The organism is Paenibacillus sp. FSL E2-8871, from assembly GCF_038000345.1.
Lineage (GTDB): Bacteria > Bacillota > Bacilli > Paenibacillales > Paenibacillaceae > Paenibacillus_AQ.
Genome location: NZ_JBBOBV010000001.1, coordinates 6,111,707 through 6,137,834 on the forward strand (window position 1 = coordinate 6,111,707; position 26,128 = coordinate 6,137,834).

Genomic DNA, 26,128 nt, shown 5'->3' on the forward strand with positions numbered 1-26,128 from the left:
GTGGGAATCAGAGGCATGCAAAACTTTTTGGAGGGGATATTATGACTAAGCCAGTTACGAAAAAGCAGGTTATGAGGCTCATAGGTAAACAGATCATCGCTGTGAAAAAAGATGGCACACAGGTTACAGGAAAGCTCCTTCGTGTATCAGGAAATCGTCTTATTTTGCAACGTGTAAGTGGTAAAAAAGTACAAACTAAAGCAATCATTCCATTAGTGTTGTTTGATTTGCTCGCCATTGGTACTGCCCCTTATGCTTATGGTGGAGGTTATGGCGGTGGCTATGGAGGAGGCTATGGTGGAGCTACACCTTATGGTGGCGGTTACGGATATGGAACTCCTTATGGAGGTTATGGGTACGGAGGCACACCATATTCACCTTTTGGATTCTTTTGAGTTCCGATAAGTGCTGCTTTGGCTAGGAGAATCGTTTCTCAAGCTCGTAACAAAAACTTAGTGATTGATAACGGGCTACGCTGTAGCCCAATTTTCGATAAAAGGCTAGCGCTGCTGCATTCCCTAGATCGACAGATACCTTAGAACGATGACAACCGCGAGAAAGTGCAAATCTTTCTGCCCGATCCATAAGCATATTTCCCAAGTGTTTTCGCCGAGCATCTGGTGCAATGGCTAGCATATCGATGTAGAGTAAATCACCATGCAGCAAGAAATGGACAAACCCGTTTGGATCGCTTTCATAGTCGGGACAGGTGACAAGTGTGATTCCGTGTCCTAGACGACGGGGTAAATCCTTTTTGATTTTAGTGATTTCAGTTTGCGGCAGATGAGATAATGGAACGAGCTGTCGCTCGATTAAATCAAAAATAACAACGTCATCCTGCTTCGGTCGACGATAACGAATCATAGAGCGTCCCCTTTCCACGCATTGTCGTACATCATATGTTGGGAGAGGGGCAGGCGTTCCGAGAGGGTAGAAGCAGGAGTTGTGACGATTTTAAAAATAAGGGTATTGACTATCCGTGATAGGAATCATATAATGTGTCTAAACATTTTAACGAACATACATGTATCGGCAATGATGAGGACGAAGTTTTAAGGGCTCTTTTGCTCAGAGAGTGTGAGGATTTGCTGCAACCTCCACCGAAATCCCTTATATACGAGCTCACCTCGGAGCTGTTTCCCTGAAAGGTCCACTGGCTAGAGTGGTGGAATTATTAGGGGGAATCGTTTAGTCCGCGTTATGGACTTCAGGTTACAGAGATTAGGGCCCTTGCCTACATCGATGGATTTTTGTATACCTGATAAGGCGTTGCATCGCGAGATGTAATGCAAACATGGGTGGTACCACGGAAGATCAACCTTTCGTCCCTCACGCGCTAATACTGTGCGTGGGAGGCGGAAGGTTTTTTTGTTTTATAAATAACTATTTGCTGATGTATAGAGGACGGTCCGTCATTTGCATAATGAATGTTAAATATCGGAGGAGGAATACTGATGAGCGCGCAAATACCGGAATTACGGTCTACAGAGCAGCTAAAAGAAAAATGGATGGAGCCGGAAGTTATTACCGGTTCGGAAATACTACTCCGCAGCCTTGTATTGGAGGGTGTAGACACAGTATTCGGATATCCAGGTGGAGCTGTATTGTACATTTATGATGCATTGTACGGTTTTACGGATTTCAATCACGTGTTAACACGTCATGAGCAAGGAGCGATTCATGCAGCTGACGGTTACGCTAGAGCAAGTGGCAAACCAGGGGTGTGTATCGCAACCTCGGGTCCTGGCGCAACAAACCTTGTAACAGGTATTGCTACAGCATATATGGACTCCACTCCATTGGTCGTAATCACAGGTAACGTTTTCTCAAGCCTGATCGGTACAGATGCTTTCCAGGAAGCAGACATTACTGGAATCACGATGCCAATCACTAAACACAGCTACTTTGTAAGAGATGTTGAGGATCTCCCTCGCGTAATACATGAAGCTTTCCATGTGGCGAATACCGGTCGTAAAGGTCCAGTATTGATCGATATACCGAAAGATGTGTCGGCAGCAAAGACGTTGTTCACACCAGTGAAGACCGTAAATCTTCGTGGCTACAACCCTTGTACAGTTCCAAACAAACTGCAGCTTGATAAACTGGTTCGTGCGATTGAGGTTGCTGAACGTCCGATTATCATTGCAGGTGGTGGAGTTATCTATTCCGGAGCACATGAGGCTATGTTCGAATTCGTGAAACGGACAGAGATTCCAATAACTACAACCTTGCTGGGACTTGGAGCCTTCCCAAGTGCTGAAGAGCTTTGGATGGGAATGCCAGGTATGCATGGCACATATACCGCAAACAATGCGATTCAGCAATGCGATCTGCTCATTAATATCGGTGCCCGCTTCGATGACCGTGTTACGGGTAGGCTGGACGGCTTCGCGCCAAAAGCCAAGATCGTGCATATCGATATCGATCCTGCAGAAATCGGAAAAAATGTATCGCCTGATATTCCGATCGTTGGAGATGTAAAAACTGTACTGGAAATGCTGATTCCTGAGGTTGGCCGTGCATCTAAGGCTGATGCTTGGAGAACGCATATCGCGCAGTCGAAGCTTGATCAGCCACTTCGGTATAAAGATTCGGAGACAGAGCTTAAACCACAATGGGTTATTGAAATGATTAATGACACCACTAATGGTGAAGCGATTGTTACTACGGACGTTGGCCAGCATCAAATGTGGGCAGCACAATATTACAAGTTCAATCATCCGCGTTCATGGATTACTTCAGGTGGTCTTGGAACGATGGGCTTCGGATTCCCATCAGCTATCGGTGCGCAAATGGCACATCCTGAACGGTTGGTAGTATCGATTAACGGGGATGGCGGTATGCAAATGTGTTCCCAAGAGCTGGCGATTTGTGCGATTAACAATATACCTGTCAAAATCGTTGTTATTAATAATCAAGTGCTTGGAATGGTTCGCCAATGGCAGAATCTTATCTATGACAAACGTTATAGCTATACAGACCTTGCAGGTAGTCCGGATTTCGTTAAGCTGGCTGAGGCCTATGGTGTAAAAGGTCTACGGGCGACGAATAAGGAAGAAGCACGTGATGCATGGCAGAAAGCTCTGGAAACACCGGGTCCAGTATTGGTAGAATTCGTTGTTCCAAAAGACGAGAATGTCTACCCGATGGTAACTCAAGGTTCAACCATCGATCATATGCTGATGGGGGATGAATAACAGTGACAAGACATACGATTTCTGTACTCGTAAATGACCAGCCAGGTGTGCTTCAGCGGGTGTCAGGCTTGTTCGGTCGCCGTGGATTTAATATTGAGAGTATTACAGTCGGCCAGTCCGAAGAGTTTGGATTATCCCGGATGGTTATCGTTACTCTTGGCGACCAGCATACCCTTGAACAAATCGAGAAGCAGCTCTATAAGCTAATTGATGTTATCAAAGTTGTTGATCTTGGAGCTAAGCCAATGGTTGCACGCGAGCTGGCTCTGATTAAAGTGAATGCTGATCCAAGTGAGCGTCCGGAAATTTTGGGTGTAGTTGAGACTTTCCGTGCTTCAGTTGTCGATATCGGCAGCACCACTATACTGGTGCAGGTAGTTGGGGAGACACAGAAGATTGACGCGATGATCGAGCTATTGAAGCCTTATGGAATCAGAGAGCTGTCTCGCACAGGTGTTACGGCTATGGTACGTGGCAACTCTTAAATAGTTTATTTTGCGACTTTAACGGATTACTGCTTGATTGCATTAATCTGATATGATATGAATGACATTCCCGCTAAAGAGCGGGAGCTTGAGGAGCAGCTTGATCTAATCGACGAATCCAGTTCTCTTGAAGCACCCGCTCTTTATGATGGGTCTCAAATTAAAGGAGGATATTGACAATGGCAGTTACAACGTACTATGAACAGGATGCAGAACTTAGTGTATTAAAAGGAAAGACAATTGCGGTAATCGGGTACGGAAGCCAAGGACATGCCCAAGCACAAAACCTACGTGATAGTGGTCTTCAAGTTGTCATCGGTCTTCGTGAAGGTAAATCTTTTGAAACTGCGAAAAATGACGGTTTTGAAGTATTGCCAGTAGCTGAAGCAGTATCCCGTGCAGATGTTGTGCAAATCTTAATGCCAGATGAAACTCAAGCATCCGTATATAAAAATGAAGTGGAACCAAACCTCAAAAAAGGCGCAGCTTTGATGTTCTCCCACGGCTTTAACGTACACTTCGGACAAATCGTTGCTCCTAAAGATGCGGACGTGCTGCTCGTAGCACCAAAATCTCCAGGTCACATGGTTCGTCGTACTTATGTTGAAGGCTTCGGCGTTCCTGGCTTGATTGCTATCGAACAAGATGCAACAGGTAAAGCGAAAGAAATCGGTCTTGCTTATGCAAAAGGTATTGGTTGTACACGTGCAGGAGTTATCGAAACTTCTTTCCGCGAAGAAACCGAAACCGACTTGTTCGGCGAACAAGCAGTACTTTGTGGTGGTGTATCCGCACTGATCAAAGCTGGATTCGAAACTTTGACAGAAGCAGGCTATGCTCCTGAAATGGCTTACTTCGAATGTCTGCACGAATTGAAACTGATCGTTGACATGGTATACGAAGGCGGATTGTCCAGCATGCGCGATTCCATCAGTAACACTGCGGAATATGGTGACTATGTAACTGGACCACGCATTGTAACTGAAGATACTAAAAAAGCAATGAAAGCTGTTCTGACAGATATTCAAGAAGGTAAATTCGCTCGTGACTTTATCCTTGAGAACCAATCCGGACGTGCTTTCCTTACCGCTACTCGCCGCAACGAAGCTGCTCACCCAGTAGAAGTTGTAGGTAGCCAATTGCGTGAAATGATGCACTGGATTAAGAAATAATCATATTCATACTTATGATTAAATAGTGTTACCTTCAAATGCGGCCGTGACTTTGCGAGCCGCATTTGAGAGTTTCAGCACAATCTTTGGGAGGTGCTTAGCATGCGGAAAATTTATGTGTTCGATACGACACTGCGAGATGGAGAGCAGTCACCAGGTGTGAACCTCAACACGCGTGAGAAAGTGGAGATCGCTTACCAGTTAGAGAAGCTGGGAATTGATCGCATGGAAGCGGGTTTTCCTGCAGCTTCTCCAGGTGATCTAGCTTCTGTTAATGCGGTGGCAAGAGCTGTGAAGAACGTCACGGTAATCGGCCTTTCTCGTTCTAGAGAGACAGATATTGATGCTGTAAAAGAAGCACTACAGGGAGCGCAGGACCCTTGTATTCATATTTTTCTAGCTACATCTCCTATTCACCGGCAGCATAAGCTGCGGATGGATAAGGCTCAGGTGTTGGAAACTGCACAGTCTGCTATCCGATACGCTAAGAAATATTTCCCTAAGCTCGAGTTTTCATTAGAAGACGCGGGCCGTACGGAGTATGATTTCATGGCTGAAATGGTCGGCATGGCTATCCGGGAAGGGGCTAATGTTGTTAATATCCCGGATACTGTAGGTTACTTGAATCCTTCGGAGTACGGAGCTATCTTTAAATATCTAAAAGAGAATGTGCCTGATATTGAACGCGTACAGCTTAGTGCTCATTGTCATAACGATCTTGGCATGGCTACAGCAAATACGCTGGCTGCGATTCAGAATGGTGCAGATCAGATCGAAGGAACGATCAACGGTATCGGTGAACGTGCCGGGAACACAGCGATTGAAGAAGTGGCATTGGCGCTGGAGACACGCGCTGAATTCTTTGGCGCAAAAACATCCTTAACTTTGTCCGAGATTTCTCGCACAAGTCGCTTGGTCAGCAAGTTGACAGGTATGGTAGTCCCAGGGAATAAGGCGATTGTAGGAGCTAATGCATTTGCTCATGAATCGGGTATTCACCAGGACGGAATGCTGAAAGAGAAAACCACTTATGAGATCATGACACCGGAGACCATTGGACTTAAAGAGAGCAAACTGGTACTTGGTAAGCACTCTGGACGCCATGCTTTCCGCGATAAGCTAAGTGATCTAGGGTATGATTTATCTGAAGAAGAGCTTAATACAGCTTTTTCAAGGTTTAAAGACTTGGCGGATAAGAAAAAAGAAGTGTCGGATGAAGATATTTTGGCATTAATTGAAGAGAAACTAATTGATACGCCAGAAGTATTCAGACTTCAGACGATTTACGTTACTTACGGTAATAAAGCTGTTCCAACTGCTAAGGTGATTATCGATGGTCCGGAAGCGGAGCCTATTGTAGCAGAGGCAGAAGGCAATGGTTCTGTAGATGCCATCTACAATGCTATTGATAAAGCCACGGGTGAGGAAGTTACCCTTGGGGACTATTCCATTAAATCCGTTTCCCGTGGTAAAGATGCACAGGGCGAGGTTCATGTAGTACTGTCGCAGGGTGAAGTTGCTGCACAGGGCCGTGGACTTAGCACCGATATTCTGGAAGCGAGTGCCCGTGCTTATATTGATGCGCTTAACAAGCTTCTAGAGAAGCGTAAAACTTACACCAAACGTGACCACGCAAGTATATAAGTGAAATTATATTGTGCAGAAATTTACTAATACTTAGAGGAAGCCCTGACAGTGAACTCACTGTCAGGGCTTTTTTGTTATTCAAAAAAATTTGCTAATTGAGCCAATTCTGGCGAAATTTCAGATCTGTTCAGAAATTGTTCATGTCGGCAAATTACAATCGAAGGGAGATTATTGAAGTATTTGGAGAACAAACAACTTAGAAATAGTCGAGTAAGTACTTTTATAGGAAGAAGGAGGACTTTCGTTTTATGTGGAAAAAGAAAATTGGTTTATGGATGGTAGTAATACTTCTTAGTACGCAGTTTTTCAATGCTTTTGGCTTCGATTCTCAGGTCAAAGCAAAGGCGATTGAGAACAGTGCTAATATCATTACAAGTGTGACGATGTCTGTATATGAGAATGGGGTACAGGTCACAGATTCTGTTTACAAGCTGAGCTCCACCGTGAAGTTGAACTATAACTGGGCGGTTCCAGATGGAAGTGATTATGTTGCAGGTGATACTTTTACATTTGAACTACCAGAAGGGTTTGTGCTCGAGAAAGACTTTTTGAATAAAAAGATTATGATTGAAGGGCAAGAACTGGGGCATTACGACATTATAAAAGGGAGTCCTAACAAAGTTACCTTAACATTCACCGGTGAAGTCGGAGAATATTTCGATGTCAAAGGTGCAATTGAAGTGGAGACTCGTTTTGACACAACAAAGTTTACGGATACTATACCCTATACGATTAAGTTTCCGATAAATGGTGGTGCAGAGCAGGAGTTTACAGTCCAATTTAAACCTGAGGTTAGTTCTACTATTGACAAAGATGGAGTTGCGGTAGGCACTAATCAAGGAAATTATAATGCCAAACAGATTAAATGGACTGTTGATGTGAACAAAGTTATGGATAGTGTATATGGAGCTGCTGTAACTGATGTAATCCCTACGGGTTTAGCTTTAACTGATATAAGTGATATCAAGGTCAGTAAGCTTAATGTAGCGTTAAACGGTACTGTATCTCCGGGTGCTCCTTTAAACAATAGTCAATATTCTGCAACTCTAGTGGGGAACACCCTAGAGGTAAAGTTTATTACCCCTGATATTAATACACCTATTACGGAAGCATACCGTATTGAATACGTTACGGATGTTATTGATGATACTAAAACCACTTTTGTAAACACGGCAACTTTCAAGGGGAATAATACAGGACCTTTTTCAGATAATGCAAGTGTATCTCTTAATCATGGAGCATTATTGAAGAAATCTTTTCTAAGTTATAATTCCGTGACACAGGACACTTATTGGGCGATTGAGTACAATTATGGTGAAAAATCGATCTCTAAAGCAGATGCCAAATTGTTCGATTATTATACGGACTCTCAACAGTTTGTACCTAGCTCTCTGAAGGTATATAAATTAGATTTCACTAAGTCTAAAGATAATCCTGATAAAGTTTTAGTAACTGACTACACAGTATCTGAGAATACTTTAGCTCCGAAAGCAGGGCTGAAAAATTTCGAATTATCATTTAATAATAATATTTCGAATGCTTACAAGATCGAGTATCAGACCCGGGCGAAAGATCGCATCGAAGAAGCAACAAAGGTTTCAAATACTGTTACTACTATAGTTAATGGTGTTACTAATGACAAGCCTGCGAGCGGGACACTTAATCAAGATATTATCTCCAAGAAGGTTGGTCAGGCTAATTACGCTGATAAAACTATAAGCTGGACAATAAAAATTAATAGTGATAAAAAAGTAATGAATAATGTAGTGATTACGGATACCTTCCCTAACAGAGGTTTGAAATTTACTGATGTTGGGTTTGTTATCAAAGATGATAGCGGTAAACTAGTGGACTCTTCTATGTATACTCTTGATGATTCAAAACCTACAGAAGGTTTTACCGTGAAATTCAACTCATCAATAGATAAGACTTATACAATTACTTACAAAACGTATTTCAATAATGATTGGTTGAAGAATAGTAATGGGACTGTATATGATTGGGTTAAGAACGAAGTGAAATTTTTGAATAGAGCTTCTGTTGTATGGAATGACCCGTCCAAACCTACAGAAACGAAAACCATCACGGTTGAGGATACATTCTATCCTGATTCAAAAGCAAAGAATAATGGCTACAAAAACGGTTCCTATGACGCTCAAACCAAAGAGATTTCTTGGGAAATAGGGATTAACTACAATAGCAAAGAGCTTGATAAAGCTGTGCTTGTTGATACGTTAGAAGATAAACAGCAGTTGATAGAGGGATCTATAAAGGTTTATGAACTTTCGATAGAAAGCAGTGGTAACCCTAAAGTAGGAAAAGAAGTCACTGTTACTGCCAGCTCTAATCCCAAACTATATTCTGTAGATTACAATAAAACGACTAAATTGTTGAAAATAAGCTTTAATGAAAAAATTGCTAAGCCTTATTTGATTAAATTCAGCACCAGCTTAAAGGATCAAGTGGTCGAGAATGGAACGATTTACAATACAGCTAAGCTGTCTGACAATGGTGTGCCTGTATCAAAAGATTTGAAAAGTGAAGTTAGCATTCCAAACGGTGGTAAAAATGATCAATATGTTACCAAGTCAGGAGTACAGGACCCTAAAAATGAGACAAAACTAAATTGGACTTTAAAGATCAACTATAACCAATCTCTTGTAGAAGATGCACAAATCATTGATAATCCGGACGCTAATCAAATGTTCTTGCCGGAGTCATTCCGGTTGCTGCCGACAACAATTTTAAAGGATGGCACAGTCAATGAATCTGGTCCAGCACTCATTCAAGGAGCGGACAAGGATTATACGCTTGAATTTACAAAGGATGACAAGACAGGTGCAGAGCAATTTAAATTGAAGTTCAATAAAACGATTGAGAAACCTTTTATTTTGAAGTATGACTCTATAATTTTAGAGGCGAAAAATGGTGGGAAAATTAGTAACTCTGTTAAATTTAGTGGTAATGGATCCCAAACGGAAACCCAATCCAAAGAATCAAGTGTAACTGTAGTATTTTCGGATTCTAGTGGAATTGGACAAGGGACTAGAAAAGAATTAGCTGTCAAGAAAGTAGATGCAGCAGATAATAGTAAAGTTCTTGAAGGAGCTATCTTCAATTTATATCGCGTGTCTGGATCGGAAGAGGTTTTATTTAGCACATCTATTCCGACAGATAAAGACGGTAAAACAGTATTTAAAGATCTCCGGCCTGGTAAATACTTCTTGCAAGAAAAAACGGCACCTATTGGATATATCAAGGATGCAAATAAATATGAGGTGAAATTTAGTTCAACAACAGTTACAGATATGACTGTAACGAATCAAAAGATAGTGACGCCAACAACAGCACCAACAACAGCGCCAACAACAGCACCAACAATAGCGCCAACAACAGCACCAACAACAGCACCAACAACAGCACCAACAACAGCACCAACAACAGCACCAACAACAGCACCAACAACAGCACCAACAACAGCGCCAACAACAGCACCAACAACAGCACCAACAACAGCGCCAACAACAGCGCCAACAACAGCGCCAACAACAGCACCAACAACAGCGCCAACAACAGCACCAACAACAACACCGACGGCAACGCCGACAGCAACACCTGTGTCGACAGTAACACCTACGTCAACGCCAGACAATCCAATTTTCCCTGTGTCGACTCCGACGTCAATACCGGGAGTAATCGTTACGGCTACTCCATCCGCAACACCTGTGGTGGCGACACCAACAGTAGCACCAACAGTAACACCAACTATCACGGCGGTGCCAACTAGTACGCCTATTGTTCCGAAGGTGACGCCACCTGTAGAGAAACTGACTACAGATGAGGAAGTTCCTCTTGAAGGTGAAATCCCACTCGGTGGATTACCAAGTATTAGTGATAAGCCAGATCATGGTAAGGTGACAATTACTAAAGATGGCAAGTGGATTTATACACCAGATCCAGGCTTCATTGGAAAAGACAAGTTCACGATCATTGTGACAGATGAGAATGGAAATGAAGAAGAGATCGAGATCGAGATTGATGTCGAGGAAGTACCGACAGGTACAGTGAAAGAACCGGGGGATAACAGTAATAAACCAACAGAGCTTCCGAAAACGGGAGAAGAAAGTGCACTTCCTATTTACTTAGTAGGTGGAAGTCTAGTTCTTGTAGGTTTTGTGTTAGCTCGAAGATTCAAACGCAGTAATTAATATATCGTAATGATAAGGGTACTGTCCCGGCACTCAACACCCATAGGATAAAAGTCAACGGAGCAAGGCTCCTCCTGTTATTGGAGGAGCCTTGCTCTTTATTTTTGGTCTATGGCTACTCGTTTCATAACCTTCTTCACTTACTACCCAACTCCCAACGAAGTGAACCTTGACGAAAATGGGATTTTCGCTCATTATTCGTAATGTAGCGCCAGCGACACTATTTAGCATATATCTTTTTTTTACTATTTAGTAAGCGCTATCATAAAATGCGCTGGGAGATGATACCATGGAATTTATGTATTTAGGAACTGGAGCAAGCGAGGGTTATCCAGCTTTATTTTGTCAATGTGAACGTTGCTCTATGGCGATGGAGCTTGGTGGCAAGAATATTCGCGGTCGTACAGGAGCGTTTATTAACTCTAATTTGCTGCTGGATTTCTCACCTGACATGTATATGAATAAGCTTCGTTACAAATTGGATTTGGGGAAAGTTAATCATTTGATTGTTACGCATTCGCATACGGATCATTTTGCAGCAGCAGAGCTCATGATGAGGCATGAACATTGGTATTGTCAGCTGCAGGAGAGTGGAAAAAAACTGCATATTTACGGAAATGAAACGGTAGAAGAAACGATGAAGTCAGCTCTTCGCTATGATTATGGAACCGATACGATTGAAGATCCTTTTTACGAGTTTCATATCATACAACCTTTCATGCCCTTCACTCTAGGAGAAGTGACAGTAACCGCATTGCCAGCCCATCACAAGCCGGATGAACATAGCTTTATCTATCTACTTGAGCAGAATAACACAAGATTCTTATACGGCAATGATAGTGGTATATTCAGTGATGAAACCTTCAATTATCTACGTGATAAGCACCTGGACGTTGTTAGTCTGGATTGTAATTATGGGCTAGAGGATAGATATGATTATCATATGGGGATCTCCGGTTGTCGGATTGTAAGAGAACGTTTGCTTGACCAAAATAGTTGTGATACTAGTACATCATTTATTCTGACTCATTTCTCTCACTACAGCGCAGAGTTGCATGATACTTTAGTTAAGAATACAGCAGAGGAGAATTTCATCATTTCCTATGATGGGATGAAAGTCTTCTTAGCATGACGTGATGATAGTCTATCTATAATTAAAAGAATAGTCATTACCCGTAAAATCCTCCCTTGAGGAAAGGACTACTTTACGGGTCTTTTTTATAGCTTTAAGGGCTCAAAATGAGTAGATACGGAGGTAGAGAATGAAGCTGCTGGCTACGGGAAAAGTAAAATGGTTCGTCTATCAGAAAGTTGTCATCGTATTTATCGTCTTTTTGATTCCGCTCATATCGATGAATATTTGGGTGAATTATAAGGGGATGTCATTCACCAAAAATACGATTTTGGACTCATCCCTGGCTGGGGCGTCGTTCTATTCCAAGCAACTGGATAAAGAGATATATTTCATCCGCAATCAACAATTACAATTTCAAGAAGATAAAAACATACAGAAGCTTAGTTTCCGAGGCGAAAGTTTAGAAAAGTATGAAGAGGTAGAATTAATCGGTAATGCTGAAGATCTATTGAATCGGATCATTGCCTCAAGCGAATATGTGGTTAACGCCGGGGTATATATTAAGTCTCTGGGAAAAACGATCTCTGGTAAGACGGGGATCACGTCTATTCCTAATATGGAGTACGAAAAAATTTCCTCGTTACTTAACGTTAAGCAGAAGCCTTCATTCTATCGGAGCGGTGATGCGATTTTCCTTATAGAAACAGGAGATAATGCGGAGCTTTGGTCGTATATTGAAATCTCAAAAGGTAAGCTATTGGAGGCACTAAATCAAATCGCAACCTTATATCAAGAATCGGAGGTATTTCTGGGAAGTAATGAGCTGGGCAATATTCTATCTACTACAGACGATCAGTTAGTATCTACTGAGGTCCTTAGACTCATCACCAAACAGGATCAGTTTAATTCCGATATCCCAGAAATAAACAAGGTGAACGGTAAAAGTTACTTTATTGCCCATAACTTTATCAGTTCTTTGAATCTATCCTTGATTATGTACGTGAATCAGAATGAAATCACAAGGCCCTTAAGCCAATTTAATACACTACTATATGCCTCTTTCGTCATCGCTATTGTGGTAATGATACTTTATTCTTATTCGGTAAATCTAATGATTCATAGGCCCTTATCAAAATTGGTTAAGACATTCCGTATGGTAGAAACGGATAATCTTGATTTAGTCATCGAGTCAAAGACCAAAGATGAGTTTTACTATATATTTAATAGTTTTAATCGCATGGCTTCTAGACTTAAGCGTTCTATTGAGGAAAATTATGAACAGAAGATTGCCCTGCAGCATTCGCAGTTGAAGCAACTGCAGTCACAGATTAACCCGCATTTTCTCTATAACAGCTTCTTTAATATTTACATGATGTGTAAAGTAGGAGATTCCGATAGTGCGGCTGAGCTCTCACAAAAGCTAGGGAGCTACTACCAATACATCACAAGAAGTGGATCGGACGAGGTGGCTTTCTTTAAGGAATATCAGCATGCGCTTGATTATTGTGAAATTCAGTGTATTCGCTTCTCGAATCGTATTTCTTTCGAATATGAAGAAATACCCGTTTTGGCGAATGCGATTTTAGTACCGAGGCTGATTATTCAGCCGATTGTTGAGAATGTGTTCGAGCATGCTTTCGAAGACGACTCCCGACACGGGGTTGTCTATATTGGTGCCGAATGCGAAGAGGGAAAAGTAATTATCACGATTGAAGATAACGGCAATCTTTTAAAAGATGAGGAAATAGAGTACTTGCAGAAGAAACTTGCGATGGGTCTAAAACAAGTTGAGAAGACGGGATTAATCAACGTTAATAATAGACTCCAATTGAAGTACGGACCAGATAGTGGCTTGTTTGTCTCACGCAGCAAATACGGAGGATTGAGGGTAGAACTGATAGTTAAATATGAGAGTAAGGAAGTGTGATTATGTATAGATTACTAATCGTAGATGACGAGCCTGTGATTGTGAATGGATTAGTCCAACTGTTTCAGGATAACTCAGAATTTGAACTGGATATACGAAAAGCTTACTCCTCAAGCGAAGCTCTTGAAATTGCTAAGAAAACGAAATTGGATATTTTGGTTAGCGATATTCGTATGCCTCAGAAGAATGGTCTCCAGCTCGTGGACGAAATCGTCTATTATTGGCCATTATGCCGAGTGATTTTCCTTACAGGATACAGTGAATTTGATTATGTATACGAAGCGATTCGTAAGAATGTGGACAATTACATTCTGAAAACGGAAGGAATTGAACCTATTTTCCAAGCTGTGAAGGCAGCAATCGACAAGCTAGACGAGGAGAACCGTCGTAGACTTCAATTGGAGAAGGCACAAATGCACTATCAAATCGCTAGTTCCTTCCTAAAGAAAGAGCTGATGGAGCGGGTGCTTAGCGGGGAGTCTATTACTTCTATACTCAATAATGTACGTTACAAGGATGTAGAGTTCGGCATTGCATTAGATCGTCCTTCGTTCTTTCTTGTTGGTATCTTGGATCGACTAGATGATCCTAAATTTAAAATGCCTCCGTCTGTTCAGCGTATTTTCCATGATCACCTGCCTGCATCTATTGCATGTGAAGAAGTGATTTATGATGATCGTGTATTCATATGGCTGCTTCAACCAGATGAAGGATTGCTGAATCGCTTTCGTAGTGGCTATCCAGATCAAGGGGTGAATTGGCCTGGAATCGTTGCTTATATGAGAGGGATATTAGAGCCTGTACAGAATGAGTGTGATGAGCTGCTAAGTGTCTGCGTTTCATTCGGAATATCGGGGGATTTACTTAACCATTGGGAATCAATCCATCTTCAAGTTGAAGCAGTGCGCTCTATGATTCTTAAGAGAGCTTTATTAGGTCAGCACATGCTTATCTTAGACCTTGAGAAACTAAGTCAACTTGAGGATACGATGCACAAAGCTGGAGGAATCGAGCAGGAAGATTTCAAGACGCTTATCATCGAACAAATTCACCAATTTGTGCAGGAGAACCTATCTGGAGATCTATCGCTTACCTCAATTGCTGCAGAGGTGCATCTTAATCCGTCCTATTTATCTCGTTATTATAAACAGACGACAGGTCAAAATTTATTAGAGTATATCCAGTCGACGAAGCTGCATGTTGCTCTGCAGCTGATGAAGAATACAACTCTGAAATTAAATGAAATCGCCATCCGGGTCGGTTTTGAATCACCATCCTACTTTACAACATTCTTCAAACGCAAAATGGGTTTATCTCCACAGGATTATCGAAATTCAAAATAAGTAAATAAAGTGAAAGTGATGTAAAAAAAGTGAAATTGAAAGCGGTTTCCTCTGTGACTAAAATAATAACTAGGAACACTGATTAACAACAAGAATTGCAGCAAACAAAGGGGGGAAGCGTTCAGATGAAAAAAATGAGACCATGGAAAATGATTTTGTCAGTAACGATGATTCTTTCATTATTGTCAGCATGTGGAAGTCAAGGGAATGGAAATGCGAATGCACCATCTACGCCTAAGGAAGAGACTACGAATAGTGCGACAGACAGCGCCACAGCACCTGATCCACTAGGGAAATACCCGGAAACGGTCACTGTTACAGAAATACTAGGATATAATCCACCAGAAGATCCAAGAACTCCAAGCGGAATAACACCGGAACAAAATGCCTACCTGAAAGATCTCAAAGAGATGATGAATATTGAAGTGAAATACAAATGGACCGTTCCCTCTGCCCAGTTTGAGCAGAAGTTCTCGCTTGCCATGGCATCGGGGGATCTACCCGATGTGATAGAAGTTGATCAGAAGAACTATGAGAAACTTAAAAAGCAAGATATGCTTGCTGATCTGACAGATGCCTATGCACAATATGCGTCACCAGCTCTTAAGGCTTATATGGACTCAGATGGTGGATTCGCGATGAAAACGTTCAGTGCGGATGGTAAGCAATTAGGTATTCCTGCATTTGAAGATCCCTTTTTATCCACGCAGCTACTATGGATTCGTCAAGATTGGCTTAATAATCTAGGTTTACAGGCACCGAAGACGATCGATGAGCTTGAGAAAGTTGCACAAGCATTCACACATAATGATCCAGATCAGAATGGTAAGAATGACACCTATGGTATCGCCATGCAAAAGAATCTCTTCTTTTGGGGATTTGATGTCAGAGGTTTCTTTAATGGATTCGGTGCTTATCCTTCCGTTGGTGATAAACAATCGGCTTGGATTAAAGGCGGCGATGACAAATTGTTACCGGGATTGATTCAGCCTGAAGTGAAGACTGCACTTGGTAAGCTACAAGCATGGTATAAAGATGGAATTATTGATAAAGAGTTTGCACTAAAGGATGAGAATAAGGCTGTAGAAGATCTGACTGCAGGTAAAGTGGGTATTTCCTACGGAGAGTGGTGGTATCCGAACTGGCCGCTTAACTCCAGCATAGACAAAGATCCAAAGGCGGATTGGATTGCAATTCAGCTTCCAGGGATTGATGGTCCAGCTAAATCACTCGTTCCAAAAATCCGCAGCAACAAAATTTTCGTTGTGAACAAAAAGATGAAGAACCCAGAAGCAGCGATTAAGATGCTCAATTTCTACATCGAAGTTGGTAATAAAAAATACAAGGATAAGAACAAAGCGGCAGATGGCTATGTATACAACTGGTTTAACCCACGGATTGCCAACCCTGTTGATATTGATACGATTTACAGGGAAGTAAACAAAGCGCTCGATGCTAATCAGACTGAAATTACAATAGACGATGCAAATTATAAGACCGTTGCGGATACTTTCAAAGCGACTAAGGACTTCCTGGCAGGCGACACATCTAACGCTACCAAAGGTGTAAACTGGGGTCAATATTATAGCCGGGCTGCAAAAGACGGTGGCTGGGGCTTAACACGACAAATTAAAGAAAATCAACAATTTGTATACAACGAGTTTTACGGTCTTCCTACACCAACAGTAGTGGAAAAGGGCGGTCAGCTGGATAAGTTGATGCAAGAGTCCTTTACCAAGATTATCATGGGCGGTTCTCTTGATGATTTCGATAAATTCGTGGATAGCTGGAAGGCACTTGGCGGTAATGAAATTATCGATGAGGTCAATGAATGGTATAGCACGGAAGCTACGAAATAAATCATAGGGACAAGAAAGCGGGTGAGGTGAGTCGGGTGAGCCGACTCACCTCCCGTTTTTAAAATGAGTAAGTTGGTGAGGAGGGCATCTATGAAATCACTGAAGAAAGAATTTCCGCTTCATATCATGTTAATACCGGGTGTGATTGTTACACTGATCTATGCCTACGGACCGATGGCCGGCCTGGTTATGGCGTTTCAGCAGTTTGAGCCGTTATCCGGTTTCTTTAAATCCGATTTTGTGGGATTAGATAACTTCCGTTATGTATTTAATTTACCGGATTTCAAGCAAGTACTTTGGAATACGCTAGTCATAGCTATCATCAAAATGGTATTGTCTCTGCTTGTCCCGCTCATTCTAGCTTTATTATTAAATGAGCTTACTAAGAAATGGTTCGCAGGTTTTATTCAATCCGCCATTTTCCTCCCGTTCTTCCTTTCATGGACTGTACTTGGGGGTGTCATTATTGAATTATTCTCTCTGAATGGGCCTATTAATGGCTTAATTTCCGCTATGGGCTTAGAACCTATCATGTTCATGCTTGATAATGGTTGGTTCAGGGGGATTATCATTGGCTCGGATGTCTGGAAAGGCATGGGCTACAATATGATCATCATGCTTGCTGCCATCACAGGAATTAATGCGACGCTGTATGAAGCGGCAGAGGTAGATGGTGCAGGGAAATGGAAGCAAATGCTTAATATTACGCTTCCAGGTATAGCACCGATTATTATTTTACTTAGTGTATTAGGTCTCGGTGGTATTCTTAACGCAGGTTTTGAGCAGATATTGATTATGTATAACCCGACTGTATATGCAGGCGCAGATATAATAGATACATTTGTCTATCGATTGGGGATGTTCAGCCAACAATTTGGACCTGCGGCAGCAGTGGGTCTCTTTAAATCGATAATATCTTTATTTATGGTATCAACAACTTACTATGCAGCTTACAAATTTAACAATTACCGCATATTCTAGGAGGTGGAGATGGTGCTACATAAACAATCATTCAGCAGAAAGTTATTTATCGTGTTCAATACGCTGTTGTTAACTTTCATTACCATACTCGGCATTATCCCATTTGTACACTTACTCTCCATCTCACTAAGCTCGAATACAGCTGCGATGGCTGGAGAAGTGAAGCTTTGGCCCGTCGGTTTTTCCTGGGATGCTTATGTATATTTAGGAGAAAAGGTAGAGTTCTTTCGTTCCTTGGGAGTCTCCGTAAAACGAGTAGTGCTCGGTTCAGTAGTTAACTTGTTTCTAGTATTTATTACTGCTTTTCCGCTTTCCAAATCGAATGATCAGTTTAAATTTAGAACCGTATATGTATGGATATTCGCGATTACGATGTTTTTTGGAGGCGGCTTAATTCCGACGTATATCGTAGTGAAGAATACAGGCTTAATCGATTCCATTTGGGCACTTATCTTACCAGGTGCATTGAATGTATGGAATATGGTTCTGATGCTTAACTTCTTCAGATCTATTCCAAGAGAATTGGATGAAGCGGCTACGATTGATGGTGCCGGACATTGGAGAGTACTTTGGCAAATTTATTTACCGATATCCCTTCCATCCATCGCAACGATTGGGTTATTCACCATAGTTGGGCATTGGAACGCTTGGTTTGACGGTATCCTTTACCTGAATTCACCTGAGCATTATCCGCTACAGACCTATCTTTCTACCTTGATTATGTCTATCAATGCCCAGATGTCCTCGATGTCCATTGAGCAGCTCAAGGTGATGGAGAACCTGAGTGAGAAGACGATCCGAACGGCGCAAATATTCATGGGCGCATTGCCAATTATGGTAGTGTATCCATTCTTACAAAGGTATTTCGTAAAAGGAATGACGGTTGGTAGTGTTAAAGAATAAAGAAATAGAGTACAGACATAGCATAAAGTCTCATATGAAGGAGCAGATTGCGATGAAGAAAGTTACTGTTGCTTTAATTGGAGCGGGCCTGCGAGGAATTAATTATTCAGAATATGCGATTCAGCACCCCAATGAGCTTCAAGTTGTAGCTGTTGCAGAGCCGAATGCGAAGCGGAGAAATAAATTTAAGGCAAGACATAAGCTGGCTGATGATATGTGCTTTACCCATTGGGATGATTTTTTTGCCTCCCCGAAAGTAGCAGATGCGGTATTTATCTGTACCCAAGACAATCAGCATTATGTGCCAACAATGAAAGCACTGGAGGCAGGGTATCATGTACTATTAGAAAAACCGATGTCCCCTGATGCCAAGGAATGTGTACTTATGGGGGAAATGGCCTCTAAAGTGAATCGTGTCTTCTCGATATGCCATGTATTGAGATATACCAATTTCTTCTCTACGATCAAGGAACTACTGGAAAGTGGTGCGATCGGAAAATTGATGTCTATTCAACATAATGAGAACGTGGGTTACTGGCATCAAGCTCATAGCTTCGTAAGAGGGAATTGGCGCAAAAAGGATGAGTCCAGTCCGATGATTCTCGCTAAGTCCTGTCATGATCTGGACATTCTTTCCTGGTTGACAGATTCAGAATGTGTTCGAGTGTCTTCCTTCGGCTCACTGTCCCATTTCAAATCTAGTGAAGCACCGGAAGGAGCCCCGCTACGTTGCACAGATGGATGCCCAGCAGCAGATAAATGTCTCTATTATGCTCCTAATCAATATTTGACGGAGGATACGGATTGGCCTACATCGGCAATTAGCGATGATCCAAGCTATGAAGCCCGCCTGAATGCTCTTCAGGAAGGACCTTATGGACGATGTGTCTATCATTGTGATAATGATGTCGTCGACCATCAAGTGGTAAATCTAGAATTCGCTAATTCCGTAACTATAGCTTTTACAATGAGTGCGTTTACCAAAGATGTAAGTCGTACCCTCAAGCTGATGGGTACCACGGGAGAAATTCGCGGTGCGATGGAGAAGAATGAAATTGAAGTGATCCATTTTGGCAGCGGTAAGGTAGAGAGAATCTCGTTCGAGAATGCAGGTGGTCATGTTGGTCATGGCGGCGGCGATATGGGGTTAATCAAAGATTTTGTTAAGCTGGTTCGAGCGGAAGGGAAGATTCAAGGTCTTACATCAGCAAATCATTCCGTTCAAAGTCACCTTATGGCTTTTGCAGCAGAGCAATCTCGCATCGAGGGTAACAGTATTGTTCTGAAAGAATTTGCACAAAGTGTCTGTAATGATGAAGAGGTGAAGCAACGATGAATGCCCCGCAGCCATTTCAGACGATGTTATTAAGTTCGTTGGTTAAGGTATTTGCTGATGAAGTGCCGAATCATGAATCCTATCACAGTGCAACCGCACTTGTCGGAGAAACATTTTCGTTCCAAGTCGCTTATACCTCAGATACACTTCTAAAGAATATTAAAGTAGAGATAAAGTCATCTCTTCCAGATCTAATATGTATAAGATCCGTTGGACTTGTTCCCTCAGAAATGCCTTGTTTCAAAAATCATGATGACGATGTGCTAAGAACTACGCCGGGATTATATCCAGATCCATTGTATACGCTGGATCAACAATCTATTTCATCGATCCCGGGACAATGGCGATCTTTATGGGTGACGATAACCTTGGATGAAACAATGAGTACGGGGCTTCGCTCTATTCAGGTCCTCTTCCAATCATCTGAAGGGCAGATGTTAGGTGAATCGGATGTATTCGAGTTAACCGTTATCCCTGCAACACTACCGCCGCAACAGTTAATTCATACGGAATGGTTCCATGTGGATTGTCTTGCTACAAAGTATGGTGTCGAAGTATTTAGTGAAGCACATTGGGCCCTTATAGAACGTTATGCAGATACGATGGTTAAGCATGGCATGAACATGATCTTAACTCCGTTGTTTACACCGCCTTTGGATACAGCCATTGGTGGAGTACGTCCAACCGTTCAATTGATTTCCGTGACTAAAGCGGGAGATCGTTATGAATTCGGATTTGATCTGCTTACTCGTTGGGTATCGATGTGCCGCCGACTTGGCTTCAAATACTTTGAGTTCTCTCATTTATTTACTCAATGGGGTGCAAAATGTGCACCAAAAATAATGGTAACCATTCAAGGTGAAGATCAGCAACTATTCGGCTGGGATACGGACGCATCCTCGGCGGAATACCGTAGTTTCTTGGATCAATTTTTACCTTGCTTAGATCAATATTTGAAAGAGCAGGGAATAGACCAGCAAAGCTGGTTCCATATTTCAGATGAACCAGGAGAGGAACATTTGGAATCGTACCGAGCTGCAAGTGAGATCATTTATAAACATTTATCAAGTTATCCGATCATGGACGCTTTGTCCGAATTGGAGTTGTATGAACAGGGCCTGGTGAAAAGGCCGATTCCTGCGAATACGCATATTGAACCGTTCTTAGAACATCAGGTTCCAGACCTTTGGACGTACTATTGCTGCGCTCAAGGTGAACAAGTATCCAACCGGTTTTTCAACATGCCATCTGCTAGAAATCGTATAATCGGGTTTCAATTGTATAAATTCGGATTACAGGGCTTCTTGCATTGGGGTTATAACTTCTGGTACTCGCAATATTCATTGAATCAGCAGCTGGACCCTTATCGTACGACTGACGCTGAGCATGCATTTCCCTCAGGAGATGCCTACTTGGTCTATCCAGGAGAAGAAGGCCCGATTGAATCCATTCGACTGGAAGTTCTATATGAAGGGTTGCAGGATTTGCGCGCACTAGAATTACTTGAGCAGAAAATTGGCAAGAAAGCAACGATAGCCATTATGGAAGAGGGTCTGAGTACATCGTTGACCTTCTCTGTATACCCGAGGGATCAGGGAACATGGCTCTTAGAGGCAAGAGAGCGGATCAATCAAGCGATAGCAAGATATTCTACTTAAGTGATCATACCATTACGAGGTGTTGAGAATATGGCAACTTTTCATTATTCAGGATCTTCCTTTTATTATAACGATCAGGCGATACGGCTTATCTCAGGGGCCATCCATTATTTTCGGACTCTGCCGGAACATTGGGAAGACCGTCTTATCAAATTAAAAGCTTGCGGCTTCAATACGGTTGAAACCTATGTGGCATGGAATTTACACGAGCCGAAGAAAGGCCAACTTCAGTTTGAAGGTATGGCAGATGTAGTCCGGTTTATTGAATTGGCAGGAGATTTGGGTATGCATGTCATCGTTCGTCCCGCACCTTATATTTGTGCAGAATGGGAATTTGGTGGACTGCCATCTTGGTTGCTAGCTGATTCGGATATGCGTCTTCGATGCTACCATAAGCCATTTCTAGATCATGTAGATGCGTATTATGATGTATTGCTCCCCAAATTACAACCACTGTTATGTACAAATGGTGGCCCGATCATTGCTATGCAGATTGAGAATGAGTACGGAAGTTACGGCAATGACAAGCGCTATTTGGCTCATTTAAAAGACAGCATGATTTCCCGTGGGATAGATGTACTACTATTCACTTCCGATGGACCAGAAGACGCGATGTTACAGGGAGGTATGGTCCCAGGTGTGCTGGAGACGGTGAACTTTGGATCACGTCCTGTAGATGCATTCAACAAGCTCCGTGAATACCAACCAGAGGCTCCAATCATGTGTATGGAATACTGGAACGGTTGGTTTGATCATTGGCGTGAGGAGCATCATACGCGTCCGGCTGAGGATGTAGCGAAGGTATTGGATGAGATACTTAGTTTAGGCGCATCCGTTAATTTCTATATGTTCCATGGCGGAACTAACTTTGGGTTCTACAACGGAGCGAATGGACATACGTTTGACAGCTATGAACCAACAATTACTAGTTATGACTATGATTCCTTACTGAGTGAATCCGGTGAGCCGACAGCTAAATATTATGCAGTTCGTGAAGTGATCTCCAAATATGTAGATCTCGGACCCATTGAGTTGCCAGCTCCTGTCGCTAAGAGAGCATATGGGAGAGTAGAGATGAAGGAGCAGACTTCACTTACCGCAAACTTGAATCGTATTTCTGCACCTATTCACTCTGCATACCCTGAATCGATGGAGAAATTGGGTCAGGATTATGGCTTTATTCATTATAGTACGTTCCTTACAGGACCTCGTCCCAAAGATGAGTTCTTCATCCAGGATTTACATGATCGTGCATTAGTCTTTCTGAATGGAGAGCTCACTGCAACCTTAGATCGTGTAGAGCCAGAGGTGAAATTAGAGTTCGAGGTTCCGGCCGAAGGGCTGCATGTTAGTATACTTGTGGAGAATTTAGGACGTGTCAACTATGGTCCTTTTATGAGAGATTGTAAAGGGATTACCGAAGGGGTACGTTATGGACGGCAGTTTCTGTCGGAATGGACGACTTATACGTTGCCATTAACGGATTTATCTGGTCTGCAGTTTGAAGGTTTATTCAGGCAAATGGAACCTAGCTTCTTCCGCAGCACCTTGGTTGTGGATGAACCTTGTGATACGTTCTTGAGCATGGAAGGATGGACTAAAGGCGTCGTGTTCATTAATGGGTTCAACCTTGGACGCTATTGGAATATCGGACCACAGAAAACAATGTATGTGCCAGGTCCTCTATTGAAACAAGGCGACAATGAGATTGTCATCTTTGAATTGCACAGCACTTCAGATACCGCTGTTACCTTCGTAGATCAACCGGAACTAGGATAATAGGGCATAGCTCTGCCAACAACATGTTAGAATTGCGGCTTATTGAACAATGTCTGAATTTGCTTCGGACAAGTTTGTTCAATCTTGCATAATTCGCTAGCTTCGTTTGACTAGCTGTTTCAAACGCAGCAATTAATATATCGTAACAACAAAGACACCCGAATAGATCCGGGTGTCTTTTTGATAAATAGAAACTATTTCTTGCTGCGTATTCTAAGGTTATGTAGTTCCCATTGTTCATACCAATCTTGAACAACGGCAGGAAGACCAATACTTAGATCGCCTTTCAATAATTCCGTCAGATTCTTGTATTGTTCTTCCACTGCGGATCGTTCTCCAATACTGTCGTAGACCTTCATCAATCCTAAATGTCCTTGTTCAAAATAGGGCTGAAGCTGTACTACCTTTTGATACACAGTGACAGCTTCGGGAACTCTGTTGTTATCGATATAGAACTGGGCCATTCCCATAGCATGGTGTAGCCAAATGGTGCGCAGACGTTGCCGTTCGCCCTCCGCCCACAAATAATCGTAATCTCCAAAATAATCCCCTGAATAAAGTTCAAATAAGTTTTGATGTTCTGCACAATTGTCCTCTCCGATGGATTCGAGTGCAAGAATGTTGTGCTCCCACTGGGCTGCATCGATTAGAAGCGGCCCGGTCTCAAGCGTATACCCTTCCCCTCCACTGACGTTGCTGATATGCAGATCTACCTCACTCTGCTTTAAACATTGTCGTACTTGATAAATGGTTGTGTAGAGATGGGTAGAAGCCTTTTTATGGTTGAAATCTGGCCACAGTAGGTCAATCAGGGTATCTTTACTGACGAATCGATTGCGATTATGAAGCAAGAAAGCAAACAATTCTTGTGCCTTAGAAGTTCTCCAACGGAGATTGTTTAAAGGTTGTCCTCCTCGTTCAAAACGCAGCGATTGAAAACAACGAATCGTTAGTTCATGTGCTACCTCTGTGCTTTTTGGTGCAAACCTCAATCTGTCCTCCAAGCGTTGTACTGTTTTGAATAAACGGTCATGTCGCACGGGCTTCAAAATATAATCAATCGCATTTAACTCAAAGGCTTCCACTGCATATTGGTTATACGCGGTCACGAAAACGATATTAGCGTTTGGACAGACCTCTTGCAGAATTGCGGCAGCTTGAAGTCCGCTCACTTCAGGCATTTCAATATCAATAAAAATAACGTCAGGCTCCAAGGCTGGAGCTTCTTGTATAGCTTGAACAGGATCTGTATAGGACGCGATGATATGAACAGCTTCCATTTCTTTTAACATGAATTCTAACTTTACGAGGGCAAGGCGTTCATCGTCCACCAATACTGCTTGAATCATTGTTATTTCACCACTCAATATAGTATTTTTTAGCAAAAAACAATAAACTCTTCTTTATTTTTCGGTTCGTTATAGTCTGTCTGTGACTAGGTATTTTTGTGATTCATATTTCTTTTTCAGAAGGGATTATGAAACTTACTGAAGTACCTAGCCCTTCCTTGCTTTTAATTTGCAAACCCTTAGCATAGACACGTAACAAGCGTTTATGTGTATTAAGAAATCCAATCCCTCTTGTTACATTAGACTGACTGCTCAGCAGTTGCTGAAGTTGCTCTGAAGTCATACCTTTACCATTATCAGCGATTGTAATCTCGATGTCATCAGCTAGTTCTTTGATGGATATTGAAAGTGTAGATTTTCTATTAAACCCAGTTGATGGTCATCCTGTCCTCAAAGCGCTCTTTCTCTATGTACAGATAGGCACGGACAAGCTCAAGCTCGTATTCAATCGGTATCATCGACTCAGCGTTCAAGAAGTTAAAGCTTAAGCGTAAATAAGAGCTAAAGACATCAATAAGGTGACTCATACGCTGTGTATCAAAAGATGCCAGAGCAGATATGGAATTTAATGTGTTGAATAAGAAATGTGGTTATATTTGCGCTTGAAGATACGCTGCTTCCAGACGAAGCCGTTCATTTACGGACTGTTTTATGTCTGTTAAGGAACGTACCCGTCCTCTTAGCTCCATAGCGTTCATGGGTTTCATTACATAGTCGTTCGCGCCCGAAACAAATCCGGTGTAGATATCTTCCGGCTGGCTACGTGCGGTCAGAAGTAGAATAGGAAGCTCAGCTATAGTAAAACGTTCACGAATTCTCTGTGTTAATTCATAGCCGGACATCTGGGGCATCATTACATCTGTAATGATTAAATCCCATTGATCACTATCCAGTTTTATTAAAGCATCAATTCCACCACTTATTGCTGTCACGCTTGAGTCACCCTATTCATAGGGTTGGAAGGCTCTAAGCTGTGTTTCCTCGTTCATTCCAATGCCAGTATCTGTAATATGGATGCGCGCCACACCTTTATGAATATCCGCATGGACCCTAACTGAGCCTACACTCGTATATTTCACAGCATTTTGAAGCAGATTGAACAAAATCTGAATGAGTCTTTTCTCATCTGCCACAATAGAAGGAAACGAGTCGGGAATCTCCGAGATTAGTGTAATGTGCTTACCCTCCGTTAGGAACTTGAGCATATCG

18 protein-coding genes and 1 pseudogene are annotated in these 26,128 nt (G+C 42.2%); 15 read left to right on the top strand and 4 right to left on the bottom strand.

Annotation, left to right across the window (positions count from 1 at the left end; genetic code table 11):
* Positions 1-41: 41 nt before the first annotated feature.
* Positions 42-395, top strand: coding sequence for a hypothetical protein (locus NYE25_RS27510; protein ID WP_042125087.1), 354 nt, complete (start codon positions 42-44; stop codon positions 393-395).
* Between the two features lie 22 nt (positions 396-417).
* On the opposite strand, the gene NYE25_RS27515 is transcribed toward NYE25_RS27510, so the two are convergent.
* Positions 418-864: a GNAT family N-acetyltransferase gene (locus NYE25_RS27515; protein ID WP_042125089.1), complete on the bottom strand. Its 447-nt coding sequence runs from the start codon at positions 862-864 to the stop codon at positions 418-420.
* Positions 865-1,454: 590 nt separating this feature from the next.
* Between NYE25_RS27515 and ilvB the strand changes: the two genes are divergently transcribed.
* The 14 genes from ilvB to NYE25_RS27585 all read left to right on the top strand — a co-directional run bounded on the left by ilvB (position 1,455) and on the right by NYE25_RS27585 (position 23,570).
* Positions 1,455-3,197 carry a biosynthetic-type acetolactate synthase large subunit gene (gene ilvB, locus NYE25_RS27520; RefSeq protein WP_042125091.1) on the top strand — a complete coding sequence of 581 codons (1,743 nt, stop codon included), beginning with the start codon at positions 1,455-1,457 and terminating at the stop codon, positions 3,195-3,197.
* Positions 3,194-3,682: an acetolactate synthase small subunit gene (gene ilvN, locus NYE25_RS27525; protein WP_341147793.1), complete on the top strand. Its 489-nt coding sequence runs from the start codon at positions 3,194-3,196 to the stop codon at positions 3,680-3,682. Before ilvB ends, ilvN begins: the two co-directional genes overlap by 4 nt.
* Positions 3,683-3,861: 179 nt before the next feature.
* Positions 3,862-4,854: a ketol-acid reductoisomerase gene (gene ilvC, locus NYE25_RS27530; protein ID WP_036679485.1), complete on the top strand. Its 993-nt coding sequence runs from the start codon at positions 3,862-3,864 to the stop codon at positions 4,852-4,854.
* Positions 4,855-4,956: 102 nt separating this feature from the next.
* Positions 4,957-6,498, top strand: a complete 1,542-nt coding sequence (locus NYE25_RS27535) for a 2-isopropylmalate synthase (protein WP_042125095.1) — start codon at positions 4,957-4,959, stop codon at positions 6,496-6,498.
* Between the two features lie 251 nt (positions 6,499-6,749).
* A complete protein-coding gene (locus NYE25_RS27540; RefSeq protein ID WP_341147344.1) occupies positions 6,750-10,709 on the top strand; it encodes a collagen binding domain-containing protein in 3,960 nt (1,319 codons plus the stop codon).
* A gap of 289 nt (positions 10,710-10,998) precedes the next feature.
* The gene (locus tag NYE25_RS27545; RefSeq protein WP_341147345.1) at positions 10,999-11,841 is read left to right on the top strand and encodes an MBL fold metallo-hydrolase; all 843 of its coding nucleotides are present in this window, start codon (positions 10,999-11,001) and stop codon (positions 11,839-11,841) included.
* A 130-nt stretch (positions 11,842-11,971) separates the two neighbouring features.
* Positions 11,972-13,711, top strand: a complete 1,740-nt coding sequence (locus tag NYE25_RS27550; RefSeq protein ID WP_341147346.1) for a sensor histidine kinase — start codon at positions 11,972-11,974, stop codon at positions 13,709-13,711.
* 2 nt (positions 13,712-13,713) lie between these two features.
* Complete coding sequence (locus NYE25_RS27555; protein WP_076286337.1) at positions 13,714-15,054, top strand: response regulator transcription factor; 1,341 nt, start codon at positions 13,714-13,716, stop codon at positions 15,052-15,054.
* A 125-nt stretch (positions 15,055-15,179) separates the two neighbouring features.
* Complete coding sequence (locus tag NYE25_RS27560) at positions 15,180-16,913, top strand: extracellular solute-binding protein (RefSeq protein WP_341061388.1); 1,734 nt, start codon at positions 15,180-15,182, stop codon at positions 16,911-16,913.
* 90 nt (positions 16,914-17,003) lie between these two features.
* Positions 17,004-17,894 carry an ABC transporter permease gene (locus NYE25_RS27565; RefSeq protein WP_341049665.1) on the top strand — a complete coding sequence of 297 codons (891 nt, stop codon included), beginning with the start codon at positions 17,004-17,006 and terminating at the stop codon, positions 17,892-17,894.
* 9 nt (positions 17,895-17,903) lie between these two features.
* The gene (locus NYE25_RS27570; RefSeq protein WP_042125110.1) at positions 17,904-18,797 is read left to right on the top strand and encodes a carbohydrate ABC transporter permease; all 894 of its coding nucleotides are present in this window, start codon (positions 17,904-17,906) and stop codon (positions 18,795-18,797) included.
* Positions 18,798-18,849: 52 nt separating this feature from the next.
* Positions 18,850-20,133, top strand: a complete 1,284-nt coding sequence (locus NYE25_RS27575) for a Gfo/Idh/MocA family protein (protein WP_341147347.1) — start codon at positions 18,850-18,852, stop codon at positions 20,131-20,133.
* Positions 20,130-21,791: a DUF4091 domain-containing protein gene (locus tag NYE25_RS27580; protein ID WP_076286335.1), complete on the top strand. Its 1,662-nt coding sequence runs from the start codon at positions 20,130-20,132 to the stop codon at positions 21,789-21,791. The genes NYE25_RS27575 and NYE25_RS27580 overlap by 4 nt, the downstream gene beginning before the upstream one ends.
* 30 nt (positions 21,792-21,821) lie before the next feature.
* Positions 21,822-23,570 carry a glycoside hydrolase family 35 protein gene (locus NYE25_RS27585; RefSeq protein WP_341147348.1) on the top strand — a complete coding sequence of 583 codons (1,749 nt, stop codon included), beginning with the start codon at positions 21,822-21,824 and terminating at the stop codon, positions 23,568-23,570.
* Positions 23,571-23,764: 194 nt separating this feature from the next.
* On the opposite strand, the gene NYE25_RS27590 is transcribed toward NYE25_RS27585, so the two are convergent.
* The 3 genes and pseudogenes from NYE25_RS27590 to NYE25_RS31345 form a co-directional block, all read right to left on the bottom strand.
* Positions 23,765-24,919 (bottom strand): response regulator, encoded by a 1,155-nt coding sequence (locus NYE25_RS27590; protein WP_341147349.1) that lies wholly within the window; start codon positions 24,917-24,919, stop codon positions 23,765-23,767.
* A gap of 103 nt (positions 24,920-25,022) precedes the next feature.
* Positions 25,023-25,262 carry a sensor histidine kinase gene (locus NYE25_RS31340; RefSeq protein ID WP_445667186.1) on the bottom strand — a complete coding sequence of 80 codons (240 nt, stop codon included), beginning with the start codon at positions 25,260-25,262 and terminating at the stop codon, positions 25,023-25,025.
* Between the two features lie 25 nt (positions 25,263-25,287).
* A pseudogene (locus NYE25_RS31345) lies at positions 25,288-26,028 on the bottom strand (histidine kinase); the annotation flags it as partial.
* Positions 26,029-26,128: the final 100 nt, after the last annotated feature.

Bases quoted from the DNA above. Each gene is read 5' to 3' on its own strand.
- NYE25_RS27510 (WP_042125087.1), top strand. From the start codon at position 42: ATGACTAAGCCAGTTACGAAAAAGCAGGTTATGAGGCTCATAGGTAAA.
- NYE25_RS27515 (WP_042125089.1), bottom strand. From the start codon at position 864: ATGATTCGTTATCGTCGACCGAAGCAGGATGACGTTGTTATTTTTGAT.
- ilvB (WP_042125091.1), top strand. From the start codon at position 1,455: ATGAGCGCGCAAATACCGGAATTACGGTCTACAGAGCAGCTAAAAGAA.
- ilvC (WP_036679485.1), top strand. From the start codon at position 3,862: ATGGCAGTTACAACGTACTATGAACAGGATGCAGAACTTAGTGTATTA.
- NYE25_RS27535 (WP_042125095.1), top strand. From the start codon at position 4,957: ATGCGGAAAATTTATGTGTTCGATACGACACTGCGAGATGGAGAGCAG.
- NYE25_RS27540 (WP_341147344.1), top strand. From the start codon at position 6,750: ATGTGGAAAAAGAAAATTGGTTTATGGATGGTAGTAATACTTCTTAGT.
- NYE25_RS27545 (WP_341147345.1), top strand. From the start codon at position 10,999: ATGGAATTTATGTATTTAGGAACTGGAGCAAGCGAGGGTTATCCAGCT.
- NYE25_RS27550 (WP_341147346.1), top strand. From the start codon at position 11,972: ATGAAGCTGCTGGCTACGGGAAAAGTAAAATGGTTCGTCTATCAGAAA.
- NYE25_RS27555 (WP_076286337.1), top strand. From the start codon at position 13,714: ATGTATAGATTACTAATCGTAGATGACGAGCCTGTGATTGTGAATGGA.
- NYE25_RS27560 (WP_341061388.1), top strand. From the start codon at position 15,180: ATGAAAAAAATGAGACCATGGAAAATGATTTTGTCAGTAACGATGATT.
- NYE25_RS27565 (WP_341049665.1), top strand. From the start codon at position 17,004: ATGAAATCACTGAAGAAAGAATTTCCGCTTCATATCATGTTAATACCG.
- NYE25_RS27570 (WP_042125110.1), top strand. From the start codon at position 17,904: ATGGTGCTACATAAACAATCATTCAGCAGAAAGTTATTTATCGTGTTC.
- NYE25_RS27575 (WP_341147347.1), top strand. From the start codon at position 18,850: ATGAAGAAAGTTACTGTTGCTTTAATTGGAGCGGGCCTGCGAGGAATT.
- NYE25_RS27580 (WP_076286335.1), top strand. From the start codon at position 20,130: ATGAATGCCCCGCAGCCATTTCAGACGATGTTATTAAGTTCGTTGGTT.
- NYE25_RS27585 (WP_341147348.1), top strand. From the start codon at position 21,822: ATGGCAACTTTTCATTATTCAGGATCTTCCTTTTATTATAACGATCAG.
- NYE25_RS27590 (WP_341147349.1), bottom strand. From the start codon at position 24,919: ATGATTCAAGCAGTATTGGTGGACGATGAACGCCTTGCCCTCGTAAAG.